At 55.9% G+C, this 15,147-nt stretch carries 18 protein-coding genes, 1 tRNA gene and 1 pseudogene; 6 read left to right on the forward strand and 14 right to left on the reverse strand.

All coding sequences use genetic code 11. From position 1 onward, the window contains the following. The 4 genes and pseudogenes from Q371_RS18510 to Q371_RS28125 all read right to left on the reverse strand — a co-directional run. Window positions 1–281 (reverse strand): annotated as a pseudogene (locus Q371_RS18510) (hypothetical protein); the annotation flags it as partial. Window positions 282–475: 194 nt separating this feature from the next. Next, window positions 476–1,051, reverse strand: a complete 576-nt coding sequence (locus Q371_RS18515) for a DUF2087 domain-containing protein (protein ID WP_034343227.1) — start codon at window positions 1,049–1,051, stop codon at window positions 476–478. A gap of 69 nt (window positions 1,052–1,120) precedes the next feature. Further along, window positions 1,121–1,261 carry a hypothetical protein gene (locus Q371_RS27220; RefSeq protein WP_157442813.1) on the reverse strand — a complete coding sequence of 47 codons (141 nt, stop codon included), beginning with the start codon at window positions 1,259–1,261 and terminating at the stop codon, window positions 1,121–1,123. Further along, complete coding sequence (locus Q371_RS28125; RefSeq protein ID WP_281174328.1) at window positions 1,258–1,380, reverse strand: hypothetical protein; 123 nt, start codon at window positions 1,378–1,380, stop codon at window positions 1,258–1,260. The genes Q371_RS27220 and Q371_RS28125 overlap by 4 nt, the downstream gene beginning before the upstream one ends. 171 nt (window positions 1,381–1,551) lie before the next feature. Between Q371_RS28125 and Q371_RS18520 the strand changes: the two genes are divergently transcribed. Continuing rightward, on the forward strand, window positions 1,552–2,055 hold the full coding sequence (locus Q371_RS18520; protein ID WP_034343171.1) for a hypothetical protein: 504 nt from the start codon (window positions 1,552–1,554) through the stop codon (window positions 2,053–2,055). Window positions 2,056–2,169: 114 nt separating this feature from the next. On the opposite strand, the gene hemW is transcribed toward Q371_RS18520, so the two are convergent. The 6 genes from hemW to Q371_RS18555 form a co-directional block, all read right to left on the reverse strand. Then, complete coding sequence (hemW, locus tag Q371_RS18525) at window positions 2,170–3,324, reverse strand: radical SAM family heme chaperone HemW (RefSeq protein WP_034343173.1); 1,155 nt, start codon at window positions 3,322–3,324, stop codon at window positions 2,170–2,172. After that, on the reverse strand, window positions 3,318–3,821 hold the full coding sequence (locus tag Q371_RS18530; protein ID WP_051964773.1) for a hypothetical protein: 504 nt from the start codon (window positions 3,819–3,821) through the stop codon (window positions 3,318–3,320). Before Q371_RS18530 ends, hemW begins: the two co-directional genes overlap by 7 nt. Window positions 3,822–3,823: 2 nt before the next feature. After that, window positions 3,824–4,534 carry a gamma-glutamyl-gamma-aminobutyrate hydrolase family protein gene (locus tag Q371_RS18535; protein ID WP_034343175.1) on the reverse strand — a complete coding sequence of 237 codons (711 nt, stop codon included), beginning with the start codon at window positions 4,532–4,534 and terminating at the stop codon, window positions 3,824–3,826. Between the two features lie 334 nt (window positions 4,535–4,868). Further along, complete coding sequence (locus Q371_RS18545; RefSeq protein WP_034343179.1) at window positions 4,869–5,792, reverse strand: DNA polymerase III subunit; 924 nt, start codon at window positions 5,790–5,792, stop codon at window positions 4,869–4,871. Window positions 5,793–5,796: 4 nt separating this feature from the next. After that, the gene (locus tag Q371_RS18550; protein ID WP_034343181.1) at window positions 5,797–6,564 is read right to left on the reverse strand and encodes a metallophosphoesterase family protein; all 768 of its coding nucleotides are present in this window, start codon (window positions 6,562–6,564) and stop codon (window positions 5,797–5,799) included. Window positions 6,565–6,655: 91 nt separating this feature from the next. Beyond that, a complete protein-coding gene (locus Q371_RS18555; RefSeq protein WP_034343183.1) occupies window positions 6,656–7,732 on the reverse strand; it encodes a quinone-dependent dihydroorotate dehydrogenase in 1,077 nt (358 codons plus the stop codon). Window positions 7,733–7,815: 83 nt separating this feature from the next. Between Q371_RS18555 and Q371_RS27225 the strand changes: the two genes are divergently transcribed. The 3 genes from Q371_RS27225 (at window position 7,816) to Q371_RS18565 (ending at window position 9,487) form a co-directional block, all read left to right on the forward strand. Further along, window positions 7,816–7,983, forward strand: coding sequence for a hypothetical protein (locus Q371_RS27225; protein ID WP_157442814.1), 168 nt, complete (start codon window positions 7,816–7,818; stop codon window positions 7,981–7,983). 117 nt (window positions 7,984–8,100) lie between these two features. Further along, window positions 8,101–9,042 (forward strand): Stp1/IreP family PP2C-type Ser/Thr phosphatase, encoded by a 942-nt coding sequence (locus Q371_RS18560; protein WP_051964775.1) that lies wholly within the window; start codon window positions 8,101–8,103, stop codon window positions 9,040–9,042. Window positions 9,043–9,109: 67 nt separating this feature from the next. Next, window positions 9,110–9,487 (forward strand): RidA family protein, encoded by a 378-nt coding sequence (locus Q371_RS18565; protein WP_034343238.1) that lies wholly within the window; start codon window positions 9,110–9,112, stop codon window positions 9,485–9,487. Between the two features lie 130 nt (window positions 9,488–9,617). Here the strand turns inward: Q371_RS18565 and era are convergent, their stop codons facing one another. Beyond that, entirely contained in the window at window positions 9,618–10,523 is a 906-nt protein-coding gene (gene era / locus Q371_RS18570) for a GTPase Era (protein ID WP_034343186.1), read from the reverse strand. A gap of 197 nt (window positions 10,524–10,720) precedes the next feature. Between era and dcd the strand changes: the two genes are divergently transcribed. Continuing rightward, window positions 10,721–11,281, forward strand: coding sequence for a dCTP deaminase (dcd, locus tag Q371_RS18575; RefSeq protein WP_034343242.1), 561 nt, complete (start codon window positions 10,721–10,723; stop codon window positions 11,279–11,281). 89 nt (window positions 11,282–11,370) lie between these two features. Here the strand turns inward: dcd and Q371_RS26005 are convergent, their stop codons facing one another. After that, entirely contained in the window at window positions 11,371–11,820 is a 450-nt protein-coding gene (locus Q371_RS26005) for an anti-sigma factor domain-containing protein (protein WP_051964777.1), read from the reverse strand. Between the two features lie 190 nt (window positions 11,821–12,010). On the opposite strand from Q371_RS26005, the gene Q371_RS18585 reads away from it, so the two are divergent. Further along, window positions 12,011–13,591, forward strand: a complete 1,581-nt coding sequence (locus Q371_RS18585; RefSeq protein WP_034343189.1) for a catalase — start codon at window positions 12,011–12,013, stop codon at window positions 13,589–13,591. Between the two features lie 56 nt (window positions 13,592–13,647). Here Q371_RS18585 and Q371_RS18590 read toward each other — a convergent pair. Next, window positions 13,648–13,723 (reverse strand) — tRNA-Lys (locus tag Q371_RS18590). 14 nt (window positions 13,724–13,737) lie between these two features. Further along, window positions 13,738–14,913 (reverse strand): bifunctional folylpolyglutamate synthase/dihydrofolate synthase, encoded by a 1,176-nt coding sequence (locus Q371_RS18595; RefSeq protein WP_034343191.1) that lies wholly within the window; start codon window positions 14,911–14,913, stop codon window positions 13,738–13,740. Between the last annotated feature and the right edge of the window lie 234 nt (window positions 14,914–15,147).

A 15,147-nucleotide genomic window follows, 5' to 3' on the forward strand; every position in this document is an offset into this window, starting at 1 on the left:
AGAGGTGCATCGTGTGGGAGGTTGTCGAGCAGGTAAGGTGCGGTGTGGTGCTGACTGAGGGGATGGGTGGAAAAGAAGCGTTCGACGCGTCTGAGCTTGGACGTGTTTTGAGCTTCTCCGGGGAGACGGTCAGCAATGCTCTGCTGGATGACATGTTTGCCCTCCAGGAGGGCTTGCAGAATGTGACTGAGGGTATCGAGGTGATTCTTGCGGTAGGGAAAGTGTTCCCTCAGCAAGTCAGTTAGGGTATGCTGGTTTTTGCCAGACAGGGCGTAACTCATAGCAGATTTACTGTACCAGTCTGGCTTTTTTACGCCTCAATCAAACTGTCGGGTACTGAGCCCAAAGACGCAAAATGAAAGCCCATCAGACTTTCAGGTCAAAAGGCAGCCAGAAAACGTTTCTGCTGGCTGAATGCTGATCGCTGACGGCTGACGGCTCTTTCTGTTTGCATCGCCCGACAGGGACTTTGCCCTTACCCTGCTGAAACCCGCCAGTACAGACCCCCGCCCCCTTCACGCTGCATGAGGTTTTCTTCGATCAGAAAACGTCGCAAAGTGGCGGTGTCGGCATGAAAACGCTCCAAACGGGCATTCACTTCTTTCTCGGTGAATTTCCCTTCGGGTTCAAAAGCCTGCAGCACATGTTCCAAGAGCACCCGCATTTTCTTCTGCTGGGTGGGAAAAGCCTTGATGCGCCCCTCTGAATCGGTGAACACCTGCATCACCTTGGAGGCAAACTTGTCTCCAGTGGCCTCCACTTCTGAAAGAGCAGAGCGCAACTCGGGTTGTCCAAACACCTGTCCCAGAGCTTGCAGCACCTCTGGTTTGAGGCTGTAAATGCTGTAATGACCCTGTGCTGAGGCATGGACCACCCCAGCTCGGGCCAGTTTGCTCAGGTGGTGGGAGGTGGTCGAAACCCCGATGTGCAAATGTTCAGCGAGTTTCTCAACAGACAGGGGTTGATGGGTCAGCAGGCCCACAATGCGCAGGCGGTTGGCGTCACCAAGGGCCTTGCACAGTTCCAGAACCTGCTCGGGAGAAAGGGACATGCCCACATTGTAAATTTCATTTTGACATTTGTCGAATTGATCAGTCGAAAGGATCACAGGAGGGTGCCCTCAACCATCATCCCGGTCTTTTTTGCGGTTGCGCCAAGCCTGCCACCCGATCAGCATCAAAAACACCACCAGAAACAAAACCACCACCCCAACCCACATCCCCAGAGCTTGCGAATCCAACAAAGGAGAAGAAAGGTTCATGGTCGGTCTTGCCCTGAATCCTGAGGGTGCACCGTGGCTCTGGTTTGCCGAACCAGACCCCACACACCCCACCAGACCAGCAGGTTGATCAAGAGCAGAATCAGCGAACTTTCGTTCATGGAACCAGCATAGAACAGAATTGTTTAAGTTTTGTTACAAACCTGATGGAAAAATCCTCTTGTTCTCATGCACCAACAACTGTAAGCCACACTGTCATTGAGAACCCTCCGCAAGCACCAATACACTTTTTGAAAATTCCATCCTGCACACTGGATTTCAGGAGGTGTCCTGTGATCCGTCCCCTTTTTCTGGCCGTGACCTTGCTGGGAAGCGCACTGGCCCACGAACCCATCCTCAACCCGACCATCAGCACCAGAGAACAACCCTTTGAACTCAAAGAGCCCACCGCCTCCAAGGCCGTTTTTGGGAAACTTCCAGCCTCTGGCAGCGTGTTCATGAGCATGAAAGTGCCCAAAAACTTCAACCTGTCGGCCAGCCTCTGGGTGGGCCGGGATTGCCCGAATGCCCTGCAACCCGAGATGGTCATCACCTTCAAAGGGGAAACCCTGAATGTTCGCCCCAATCCCTACCGTTCGGTCAGCAGCCACGGTGTGGAAGGCCGTGAAGGACCAGAAATCAGCACCACTCTGGGAACAGGCACCGTGCTGATCGAGATCCGCAACCCCACCAACCTTCCCGGCACTTACCTGTTTTCCATGAGTGGAACAGAAGAATTCAAATGGGTTCCCCAGAGCAGCACATGGATCCGTGGATTCAACACCTGCAAGTTGTGACCCTGCTGCGTTTAACAGTGAAATAGAAGGACTCAAAAGAATCCTTTTATTTCAGACAACACGACCTCAAGCATCAACCTCTTATTTCTCTGTCAAATGCTTTAAAAAGTGAGCTCAGGTGTCGATTTCCAGAAAATCTGCAATCACCTGATTGAGCACCCATTTGCCCTGATCGGTGGTTCTCAGGACCCCATCTTCCAGCACCAGCAAGCCTTTCTTCAGGTGTTTTTCCAGAGGAAGGGCATACCTTTGCTGCACGTTCAGGCCACTGCGGTCAGACAGGGTGTTCAGGTCCACGCCGGCCTTCAGACGAAGTCCCATGAACAGGGCGTCCGTCACGAAATCTGGCGGGGCGATGTCTTCTTTGATGCGGTTTTCAAAAGGGGTTTGCAGCCAGTCATGGAGCCTTGGGTTGGTGATGCGCTCTGACAGCAAACCGGAAGCGGCAGTGGGATAATGCCCGGAAGCGCCTGGCCCGAGGCCCAGATAATGCTGGTTGGTCCAGTAAGCGAGGTTGTGTCTGGAATGGGCTCCGGGCTTTGCGTAATTGCTGATTTCGTAGCGCTCAAAGCCCAGAGCAGACAGCAGTTCTGCGGTGCGTTCGAACCCTTTTTGTTCGTCTTCTTCGGAAACCTGCACCCCACGGCGGTAAAATTCGGTGCCCTCCTCGATGGTCAGGGTGTACGCCGAAATGTGGTCGATGCCCAGTTCGGCCAGTCCCCGGATGTCCTGATCCAGATCCTGATCGGGAACTGCAGTGATCAGGTCTCCAGAAACCCGGAATCCCACCTCCAGCAAAGTCTGGATGGCCTCTCTGGCCTGCTGCGCATTGTGTTGACGGCCCAGAAATTTGAGGGTCTGGTCGTTCAGGCTCTGGACGCCCACACTGGCCCGATCAAAACCGAGGTCTTTCCAGAGTTGAGCCCGCCCACGGGTCACTGTGCCGGGATTGACTTCAAGGGTGTTTTCTTCGCTGCCCCAGCCGAAATGGCTCTGGATGCCCTCCACCAGATCGGTCATTTCATGGTCCCGCAAGAAAGAAGGGGTTCCCCCTCCGAAGTAAACGGTTTTCAGGTCCACCGGGTAACGCGAGGCCAGAAAAGCCTCTTCTTCACGGATGCGCTGCAGGTAACGCTCTACCATGCCCGAACTGCGGGTCAGCACATGGAAATCGCAGTAGGGGCAAATGGTCGGGCAGAAAGGCACATGCAAATAAAGGTGCCGAACACCCTGGACGTTTTGAAGGTTGGGGAGGGGGTCTTTCAGCATTCGAGGTTCTGCAAGGCCAGAGGGGTTTGCTGCAACCACGTGATCCACAGGTCAAAAGCCTGCTCTGGAGCGGTCACCACCACAGGCACACCATGCTTGGCACACACGCTGGCCCACAGGTCCGGGAGGGGCTCACCTTCTGGGCTCAGGGCATTTTTCCATGCAGGGTAACTGCCGCCGTCCAGATAAGTCATGCCAGCGGTGCTCTCGTGGGTTTTCTCGGGGATGTCCAGAGCAGGGCCACTGCCAAGGGTGCGGCTCAGGACCACCACCCCATGCGGTTGGTACAGTTTGAGGGCACGTTCCAGAGGGGCTGCGGTGGGCTCTGGAAGCAAAAGCACATAAAGCTGCCCCTTGAACTGGGCCGGGACCTGCGCAAGAAAGTGCTGCACCTGCTCGGCTTTGTGGTTCAGGGCCACCATCAACCAGTCGTGGCCTCCTGCAAGACCTTCGTGGCGGGTCCAGATTCCGTCGTACTCGTCCTGCCAGACTTGCATGCTCACACCTGAACTTTCAGCATCTCCATCAGGACCTGAAACGGTGCAAGGTGATGGGGATGCTTCTGGAAGGTGAGTTCCGGATGCCATTGCACCGCAAAAATGCCGTCTCCCTGATAGGCTTCCACCAGTCCGTCTGTGCTCGTGGCTGCCACCTGCAACGTGGGGGCCAGAGCCTTCACGCCTTGATGGTGGTAACTGTTCACCCGAATGCGCAACTCGGGGTGATACTGGGCCAGACGGGTGTCCGGCTCAAGGATCACCTCGTGGGCCAGATTTGGGGGCAGGGCCTTCTGTGCATGGTCACCCCAGAACTCGGGGTGGTTGGGGAGGTGCTGGTACAGGCTGCCTCCCTCAAAAACGTTGATGATCTGCATGCCCCGACAGATCCCGAGGATGGGCAGTCCGGCTTTGCGGGCCGCGTGGTACAGCACCACCTCGAAAGCGTCCCGTTCATCGTCAATTTCCCCGAGGCCCAGCACCGGATCTTCCTGATAAAAAGACGGGTGCAAATCCACGCCACCGCTGAACAAAAGGGCGTCCAGTTGCTGCACGTATTGCTCTGCTGCGTCCACAAGGTTGGGAAGCAGGACCGGAGCCCCTCCGGCCTCCAGCACCCCCTGCGCATACAGGCGGGACGTGCCATTGAACAGGCGTTTGAGGGCAGGATCGATCAACTGGGAGGTGGTGATACCCACGCGAGGAGTGCTCATGGTTGCATCTTATCAATTCGGCACATCGGCAAATCAAGCTTTTGGCCAGGGTAGATGCAAAGTCGCTGTTCGGGCGATGCAAACAGAAAGAGCCGTCAGCCCTCAGCGGTCAGCCGTCAGCCAGAAGGAAAGTCTTCTTCCAGTCGGTTGAGCTTGCCAAACTTGATGGGGCTTTGCCTTTGGGTCTTGCTGCTGTCGAAAGCAAAAGCTTCTGGATCCGCTTTTCACTGAGCGCTGAAGGCTGACTGCTGACCGCTTTCTCAGTCGGCCTGCCAAACTTCAGACTTTGCGTTTACCCTGAGCTTTTGGCAGGTTTGCCAGCAAAGTGAAAAGCTCAGTGCAAACCCAGAGCTTCGCGCCACTTCAGGGCCAGCACCTGAAACACCAGACCCGGATTGGCGTACTGCTCCAGCGCGTCCAGCGCTTCTGAAAGGGCCTGATCCGCTTTGGCCCGCACCGACAGGGGATGGTGTCGGAAAGCGAACAAAAGGGCTTCAGGATGCCACTCTGGGTTGAAGGACTTCTCCAGCTTTTCTGAAGCCTGCAACGCATCCAGCATGCCATTTTCCAGAGCCTGAACCATTTCTCTGGCTTGCTGGAGGGCTGAACGGACCGCTTCACGCTCGAAAAGCACTCCCGGACGGCCTGCTGCGAATTCCAGCAACTCTGGGTCAAGGTTGCCTTCGAGTTGCAGCAAAGCCTGCTGCATTTCGGCTTCACGGACTGGAGGCACAAAAATGCGGGCACAGCGGGAAACGATGGTGGGCAGCACCCTCTGCTGGTCTTCGGCAATGAACACAAACATGGCCCGGTGCGGAGGTTCTTCCAGCGTTTTCAGCATGGCGTTGGCGGCCTCTGCATTGAAGTGCTCTGCCCCATCGAAAATCACCACTTTGCGGCGGGTGTAGGGTGCGATGTGCAGCCATTCCACCACATGCTGGTCGTATTCGTTCTGTTCATCCCGGCGCCCTGTGATCACCTTGACCGGAATGATTTTGCGCCTTGCCTGCTTGCCCGAGCTGGTTTCGCTTTTGGGACCCACCTCCATCACATCGGTGTGGGTGCCTCTGGCGATGGCAAGACAGGAAGGACAGGTGCCGCAGGCCGTTCCATACGCACAATTGGCCAGAGCAGCGATGTAATGGGCCACCGCTTTGCGCCCCACCCGGTGTGGTCCGAGCAGCATGAAAGCGTGACTGGTCTGACCGCGCAAGGTGTCCAGCACATCCTGATGTCCGATGATCTCAAAAGGGTTCATGGGATCATCGGCCAATGATCAGGCGGTCTGCCAGCCCAGAGGGCAAACCCGCGTCCAGAATTTTGCGACCCGCTGTCTGAAAATCGTATTCCACACGGAACACTTCAAAAACCGCGCCTGCATCATCGAAGATGCCATAACTGGCTCTGGGATCTCCGTCTCTGGGTTGGCCCACACTGCCGGGGTTCAGCATCCAGCGGGCACGGGGCGGCATCACCGCTCTGGCATTGCCTTTCATGGGGGCACTCTTGACCCACTCTCCGACCGGACCTTCCAGGGTGGAGTAAATCATGGGAACGTGGGTGTGGCCATAAAAGCACACCCGCCCATCCCAGAGGGTGAATTCCTCTCGGGCATGGGAGGTGCTGTCGAGGTACTTGTCTGGGTTGGATGGACTGCCGTGCACACACAACAGGTCGGTGAACCGCTCATTTTTGGTGTCCAGACGCAAGGTTTTGGCCCACGCATGGATGGTTTGCACATCCTGATCGGAAAGCTGGTCCAACTGCCATTTGAGGGCCAACTGTGCTGGCGCATTGATCATCAATTGCTGGTTGCGGGTCAGGCGGATCAGGTTGGCTTCGTGGTTTCCCTGAATGCTGGGCACCCCGATTTCACGCAAACGCTGCATGACCTCCACCGGGCTGCCACCATAACCGATGGCATCGCCCAAAAACACCATGCGGTCGTATTTGCGCTTCTCGGCGTCTTTGAGGATGGCATCAAAGGCTTCGAGATTGGCGTGAATGTCAGAGAAAATCAGGGTGCGCATCGGGTCTCCACATCATGTTAACAGATGCTCAGCAAAGTGTAATGTTTTTGGAAAGAGTGGATCTTTCCTTCTGCCCCGCCTTTTGACCCAATCAGGCATCCACGCCGATGGCATCCTCCAGACGGGCAAACCCATCGGCCTTGAGACGGTCCAGAATGCCCCGGTTCAGATGAGAAGCCAGCTGTGGCCCTTCATAAATGAAAGAGGTATACACCTGCAGCAAGCAGGCCCCAGCACGCAGCCTCCAGTACGCCTCGTCGGGGGTGAAAATGCCACCCACAGAGACCAGAGGCAAGGTTTTGCCCACCGCAGCCCGCACATATTTGAGCACCTCAAAAGAACGGGCCGTGAGCGGCTTGCCCGAGAGCCCTCCGGTTTCCTGAGGATCCCGGCTCAGGCCCTCTCTGGAAATGGTGGTGTTGGTGAGGATCAGTCCAGCCAGAGGATAAGCCCGGGTCAGTTCAATCACTTCATCGATCTGGGAATCCGTGAGGTCAGGGGCGATTTTCAGCAGCACAGGTTTGCCGGAGGACACCTCTGGATGGGTGGCCACCGCCAGAAGCTCGGCCAGTTTGTCCTTGTCTTGCAGTTGGCGCAAACCGGGGGTGTTGGGACTGGACACATTCACCACAAAGTAATCGGCATAAGGGCTCAGGCGGGTCATGCTGGCCCGGTAATCCTCGGGGGCCTGTTCGAGTTCGGTGACTTTGGACTTGCCCACGTTGATGCCCAGAGGAATCTTCAGGGGATGCTGCTGCAAACCCAGATTTTGCAGGCGCTCAGCGACCACCTCTGCCCCATCGTTGTTGAATCCCATGCGGTTGATCAGGGCAAGGTCTTCAGGCAAGCGGAACAACCGGGGTTTGGGGTTGCCGCTCTGGGCAAGGGCTGTGATGGTGCCCACTTCCAGAAAACCAAATCCCAGAGCAGGCCAGGCCCGCACCGCCAGAGCGTTCTTGTCAAACCCTGCTGCCAGACCGATGGGATTGGGAAAAGTCAGTCCAAAACGATCGATTTTCAGACGGGGATCTTCAAAAACTGTGAAAGGTTCCAGCGCCGTTTGCAAGGCCGGAACTTTCGAAACAGCGATCAGGCCCTTCATCACCTGCTCGTGGATGTGCTCCGGGTCCTGTGAGAAAAAAAATGGTTTGACCAGTGGGTACAACATGCTAAGAGTCTAACCCAGCCCAGGCCACAGGAGAGAGGCTCGGGCTATGTGGCTTAGGGTCAGCCTAAAGTCTGACTTTTGGCATGTCACTTGAAAAAGCGTTCAGCGATCAGCCATCAGCTTTCAGCAAAAAGCTCACCAAAAGGCTTTGGCAAACAGCAAAACAAAAAGCCACACACGGAAAGCCACTCAGACTTTCAGTTCAATGGGCAGCCAGAAAACGTTCCTTCTGGCTGAACGCTGACGGCTGATGGCTCTTGGTGTTGGCATGGCTTGACAGCGACTTTGCGCTGACCCTGCCATGTGGCTTCCCATGAACCCAGGGTGAGCCCTGCCCTTGACCTTTCGGTTACACTTTCGTCCCATTTGTGCACAGCATCGGTTATGATGGAACCGTGAAGCCCGGTGCCCTCAACGTGTCATACCTCACCGACCAGGGAAGAATCCGAAACCTGAACGAGGATGCCATCCTGACCCTGACCTTGCCTTATGGCGGCCTTTATGCCGTGGCAGATGGGATGGGAGGACACCGCTCTGGCGATTATGCCAGCCAGCTGGCGCTCAAAGAACTCCAGCAAACCTATGCCAAAGAGAAAAGCCCCAATCCACACCGGATTCTGCAGGCTGTGGAGGCCGCCAACCATGCGGTGTATCAGGCCTCCCGAGCCCCCGACAAAAGGGGCATGGGCACCACCCTCACCACCGTCCTGATCGAGCACAACTACGCATGGATCGCCAACATCGGAGACTCCAGAGCCTACCTGTACCGGGACGGTCACCTGATTCAGGTGACCCGAGACCACTCGTGGGTTGCCGAACAGGTGCGTGCAGGCATCATCACCGAAGAAGAAGCCCTGAAACACACCATGCGCAACGTGCTGATCAACGCCATGGGCAGTTCCAGAGACGTGAAACTGGACCTGTACATGCAAGAACTGCAGTACGGCGACATCTTGCTGATTTGCACCGATGGCATCCACGGCATGCTGATGGACAGCCAGATTGAACACGTCCTCAAAACCGCACCCTTCACCGAAGACAAAGTCAAACATCTGGTGCACGAAGCCAACGAGGCCGGAGGCATCGACAACATCTCGGCCATTGTCATCGAAGTGCAAAAACTGCGGCCCCAGAAACCTCCCATCAAGAGTTACAACATCCCCCAGAACCCACAGGGTCTGCAGTACTACTATGACCTGTTCGGCACCAAACAACAGGGCAACTTGCTGTGGCTCTGGGTGATGCTGGGCGGTCTGGTGCTGTTGATCATCGAAGTGATTGTGCTGACCCAGTACATGCCCAACAACTGACCTTTCAGCCCAAGCACGTTTGATCAGGGTTCAAACAACTGGAACTCGGGTGGGTATGATGGAGGGCATGAAAGAACGCATCAACACTTCAGAAGCTCCTGCAGCACTCGGACCCTATTCTCAGGCCATTCGTTACGGCAACCTGGTGTTCCTGAGCGGCCAGATTCCCCTTGACACCAGCAACCAAGTGGTCGGAGAAACCGTCACCGACCAGACCCATCAGGTCTTCAAAAACCTGATTGCCGTGCTGACCGCGGCAGGCACCGACCTCAGCAAGGTCATGAAAGTGACCGTGTTCCTCAAAGACATGAACACCTTCGCCGAAATGAACACGGTGTTCGCCCAGTACATGCCCGAGCCTTACCCTGCCCGCAGCACCATCGAAGTGGCCCGTCTGCCCAGAGACGTGCTTGTCGAGATTGAGTGCATTGCTCTGGTGGAGTGACCCCACCGCGAGCTTCGCTCGGTCCTCCCCTTGTCAGGGGAGGATTTTTGCTGCTGCACCCATGAAAAATCCCCCTGAAAAGGGGGACAGCTTCAAACGCAGTGAGAAGCAAGGGGATCAGGCAGGGGGGTTACTCGTACCCGAGTTGACGCAAGGCCTCGGGGTCTTCACGCCAGTTGGGCATGACCTTGACGTGCAGCTTCAGGAAGATTTTGGTGTTCAGGAAGACTTCCAGTTGCTTTCTGGCCCCCTGACCAATTTCTTTGAGTTTGCTGGCCCCTTTGCCGATCACGATGGCTTTGTGGCCGGGACGTTCCACGATCACATCGCAGTAAATTTCAATGATGCCGTCCGGGCGGTCTTCCCAGTCGGTGACACGGGTGGCCACAGCGTAAGGCAATTCTTCTTCGAGGCGCTTCATGGCCTCTTCACGGATGATTTCGGCAGCCCAGTTTTCACGGGACTGGTCGCTGCGGCTTTTTTCGTCGAAGAAGAAGGGGTTTTCAGGAAGCAGGCTGAACAGTTGCAAGCGCAGGTCCAGCAAAGACTCGGGGTGCTCCTGTGCGCTCAGGGTGCGGGTGCCGAACTCGCGGTCCCCGAGCAGGTTGGTGTACAGGCGGAGGGCTTCCTCTGGGTACTTGGCAGCGTCCAGTTTGTTGCCAACCACAATCAGGGGTTTGTCGATGTCTTTGATGGTTCGGGAGACCATCACATCTTCCTCGGTGGGAGGGTGGCGCAAATCCACAATCCAGAGGATGGCATCCACGTCACTCAGGGCGGCCTGAATTTCTTCGTTCATGTACTTGCCCAGAGCGTCTTTGGCTTTGTGCATGCCGGGGGTGTCCACGAAAACAATCTGGTACTGGTCTTCGGTGAGGATGCCCCGAATGCCCCGACGGGTGGTCTGTGGGCGATTGGTGATCGGGGCAACTTTGACCCCGAGCATGTTGTTGAGCAGGGTGGATTTACCCACGTTGGGCTTGCCAACAATGGCAATGAAACCGGAGTGGGTGGAGGTGTTTTGAGCGTCAGTCACTTTTACAGTCTAGCATTCATGGAATGAGGGGTTTGAGGCTGCATCGAGTGGCTGTGTCGTCATATCTGCTCAAGCTTTTTGCACTTGCCTGAAGCTTTGTTTTTTGCCCTCGGCCCTGAGCACTCGGCCCTCGGCGTACAAATCCCCCACCAAACAACAAAAACACTTTCCATCAATTCTGCATTACAATGCTCTGCATGAGCATTCTTCCTGACTGGCGAATCAGAGAACTGGCAAGAGAGGGCATGATCGAGCCCTTCGAGGAGCGTCTGGTGCGCAACGCCCAGAACGCCGGAGTGATCAGTTACGGTCTCTCCAGTTTCGGCTATGACCTGCGGTGTGCCCCCGAGTGGAAGGTGTTTGTGAACGCCTTCAACACCGTGGTGGACCCCAAAGAATTTGACCCCAAAGGCTTCATTGATGTGGTTTCCGATGAAATCATCATTCCGCCCAACAGCTTTGTGCTGGCCCGCAGCGTCGAATACCTGAAGATTCCCGACACTGTGATGGTGGTGGCCCTCGGGAAAAGCACGTATGCACGCTGCGGGATCGTCGCGAATGTAACGCCCTTGGAGCCCGGCTGGGAAGGCCATGTGACGTTGGAGTTCTCCAACACCACCCCCCTGCCTGCCAAGATGTACGCCAATGAAGGCTGCGTGCAACTGCTGTTCTTCGAAGGCGAACGCCCCGAGGTCACGTACCGGGACCGTGGCGGCAAGTATCAGGGGCAAACAGGCGTGACCCTGCCCAAGCTGTAAAGCCCTTTTCAGAAATCAGCCACCAGCATCTCAGAACATGCTGGTGGCTTTTTGATGCTTTGACAGGGTGGAGAGGGTGGGCTTGAGGTTCACTTCAAGTCCACATCCCCGAGGATGTTGGTGGGCGTGTCATTGCCTCCAGAACCTTCCAGAGACACCATCAGGGCATCCATGCCTGCGGTGTTCACTTGCAGGGTTCGCAAGGGCACCACACCCAACGATTCGATGTCGCTGCCCTTCACACTCCATGCCTGATAACTGTTGCCTGAGGAGGCTTCTTTGTTGAGGACCAGCAAAGCCTGTCCATCTGGTTTTTTCAGCAATGACGCGAAAGGGGCGTCTTCTTCTTTCTGCACAGGCAGCATTTCTGCACCTGACTTCATCCAGTCCTGAATCAAAAGGCTTTCTTTTTCCTGAGGGGTGGCAAAACTGCCTGTCAGGTAAGGCAGGCCAAACCACACCCCTCCCACCACCACAAGGCCGATGAGGGCCACCCACGGCAAAAAAGTTCTGGTTTTGCGTTTGGCGATTGCAGTCATGGGTCCATCCTCCACAGGTTCATTGCAATGCTCATTTTAGGCCTCTGGAGGGACGAGGGGGGCTTTTTGAGCACATCTTTTGCAGGCAACCGTACCCGATTTTACGGCGCCCTGTTCAAAAGGGGCGCATCATGCGTCCAGCAAACCCTGTGTCATTTCACCCCATGAATCCCTGAAAGTGAGGAAACGCATGAGTGACCCGAATCCAGATGACTCCGTGATCAACCCCAACACTGAGGAGCAAACCCTGACCACCCGTCAGGGGCATCCAGTGACCGACAACCAGAATTTGCGCACGGTGGGCAGCCGGGGTCCCACCACACTGGAAAACTACCATTTTCTGGAAAAAATCACCCACTTTGATCGTGAGCGCATCCCCGAGCGGGTGGTCCATGCCCGTGGGGCCGGAGCCCACGGTTTTTTTGAGGCTTATGGCAAGGTGGGCGATGAACCCATCTCCAGATACACCCGTGCAAAACTCTTTCAGGAGGCTGGAAAACGCACACCGGTTTTTGTGCGCTTCTCCACGGTGATCCACGGGAACCACTCACCCGAGACCCTGCGTGACCCCCGGGGTTTTGCGGTGAAGTTTTACACCGAGGAAGGCAACTGGGATCTGGTCGGCAACAACCTCAAGATCTTCTTCATCCGGGATGCCATGAAGTTTCCCGATCTGGTGCATGCCTTCAAGCCCGATCCGGTGACCAACATTCAGGACCCCGAGCGGATTTTTGACTTCATCTCCCAGACGCCCGAGGCCACCCACATGATCACTTTCCTGTTTTCCCCGTGGGGCATTCCAGCCAATTACCGCGAAATGCAGGGCAGTGGCGTGAACACCTACAAATGGGTGAACGCGGAAGGCAAAGCGGTGCTGGTCAAGTACCACTGGGAGCCCAGGCAGGGCATCCGCAACCTGACCGCCGATGAGGCTGCGCTGATTCAGGGGAAAAACTTCAGCCATGCCACACAGGACCTGTATGAGGCCATCGAAAAAGGGGATTTCCCTGAATGGGAACTCTGCGTGCAAATCATGTCCGATGATGCCCATCCTGAGCTGGACTTTGATCCCCTTGATCCGACCAAACTCTGGCCACAAGAACAGTTTCCTTTCCTGCCTGTGGGAAGGATGGTGCTGGACCGCAACCCAATTGACTACCATGCCGAGGTGGAGCAGGTGGCGTTTGGAACCGGGGTGCTGGTGGATGGCCTTGATTTCTCCGATGACAAACTGCTGCAAGGACGCACTTTTTCGTACTCTGATACCCAGAGGTACCGGGTGGGCAGCAACTACCTGCAACTCCCTGTGAATGCTCCGAAAACCCATGTGGCCACCAACCAGAGGGGTGGGCAGATGGCCTACCACGTGGACCTTGCAGAAGGCCAGAACCCCCACGTGAATTATGAACCTTCCACACTGGGGGGCCTGAAAGAAGCTGCACCCTCCGGAAAAGAGCACACCCCGCACATCGAAGGGCCTCTGGTCCGTCAAAAAATCGAACGCACCAACGATTTTGCACAGGCCGGAGAAACCTACCGGCGCCACAACGACGCCGAACGCAACGATCTGATCTCCAATCTGGTCAGTGCCCTCAAAGACTGCCAACCCCACATCCAGCAACAGATGGTCAAGCACTTCACTCTGGCGGATGAGGATTACGGACGCCAGGTGGCTGAAGGTCTGGAAATGGACTTCCTGAGTTTCAAGGAGGGTCTGGCAAAAGGTGTAGAGCAGGCCCACAAAGAAAGCATCGAAGGGGAAGTGTACTGACTGCAGATCCACAGCAACGGATCAACAAAAAAGCCTCCATCTGGAGGCTTCTTCTCTGGTGGATCGTATAGGAATCGAACCTATAACCCGCTGATTAAGAGTCAGCTGCTCTGCCAATTGAGCTAACGATCCCCACGAACCTCAGCTTAGTCCGAGCGCTGAATCCGGTCAAGGACTTTTGGCCGGATTTTGCCAATCAGGTAAAGGCTTCCAGCCACCAGCAATGTACCTCCCTCTGGAGTGCGTTCCAGAGCCACTTCCAGAGCTTCCAGTGCATCCAGAACCACTTCACCAGAGTGTAAGCGGGTCAACGCTTCAGGGTCCAACCCCAGTTCGCCGGGATGGGTGTACACCCTGTGCGCGGCAACAGGGGCCAGAGCATCGAGGGTTTCTTTCGCATCCTTGCGGGCCATGATGCCAAACAGCAAGGTGTCGGCGTGCTGCACGCTCTGGGCCAGAGCGCGTGCAGCGTGGGGGTTGTGGGCACCGTCCAGCAGAACGGTTTTTCCTCTGATCTCAAACTTTTCCATCCGTCCAGCATGCTGGGCATTCAAAGCCGCTTCACAGGACTCAGGGGTGGCAAGGTTCAGGACACGCAATGCAGCCAGAGCCAGCCCTGCATTGGTGGTCTGGTGGCTTCCCTGCATTCGTGGTGGATGGGGAACCACAAACATTTCAGGATGGCTCTCTGGTGTGTACAGGGTGGCATCACGGTCTTCTGCAATGCCCTGAATGATGGTCAGTGCCTCTCCTGTTGCATTGGTCAACACAGGCACACCTGCACGGATGGCTCCTGCCTTGTCCTTCGCAATGTCCCGAATGGTGGGTCCGAGGGTGCTCTGGTGGTCCAGATCCACGTTGGTGATCAGGGTGGCTGCAATGTCCTGCAAGGCATGGGTGGCGTCTTTCTCTCCGCCCACTCCAGCCTCCATGATGGCCCACTCAACCCCTGATTGCTGGAAGTGCTGCAACGCCAGCCCGAGGGTCAATTCAAAAAAGGGCATCTCTGGGGCATGCGTTTTGGCCCATTCAACGAACACTGCCACCTGATGTTCGGGAATTTCTTGCTGATTCACCCGGATTCGCTCACTGAAGTGGGTCAGGTGAGGACTGGTGAATTTTCCCACACGCCACTTGCCAGCGTTCAGTCCAGCTTCCAACATCGCACAGACCGAACCCTTGCCATTGGTCCCAATCACATGGATGGTTTGCATGTGCTGCTCTGGGTTTCCAAGTTGCCGAAGCAGTGCTCGGGCACGTTCAGGGGTGCGGTCTTTGCCTGCCCGGGTGCGGGTGTAAAGCCAATCATAATCTGGCGTCATGATGGACCATTTTAGCCATTTCACAGTGGACAGCATTGCGCACTGCCATCGGCTCTCGGCACTTGGCCCTCGGCCCTCGGCAAATGAAGCCCTACCAGGGTAAGCGCAAAGTCTGACTTTTGGCATGTCACTTGAAAAAGCGTTCAGCGATCAGCCCTCAGCTTTCAGCAAAAAGCTCACCTTGAAGCTTTTGCAAACAGCAAAACAAAAAGCCACTCAGACTTTCCGTTCAAA

The organism is Deinococcus misasensis DSM 22328 (assembly GCF_000745915.1).
GTDB lineage: Bacteria > Deinococcota > Deinococci > Deinococcales > Deinococcaceae > Deinococcus_C > Deinococcus_C misasensis.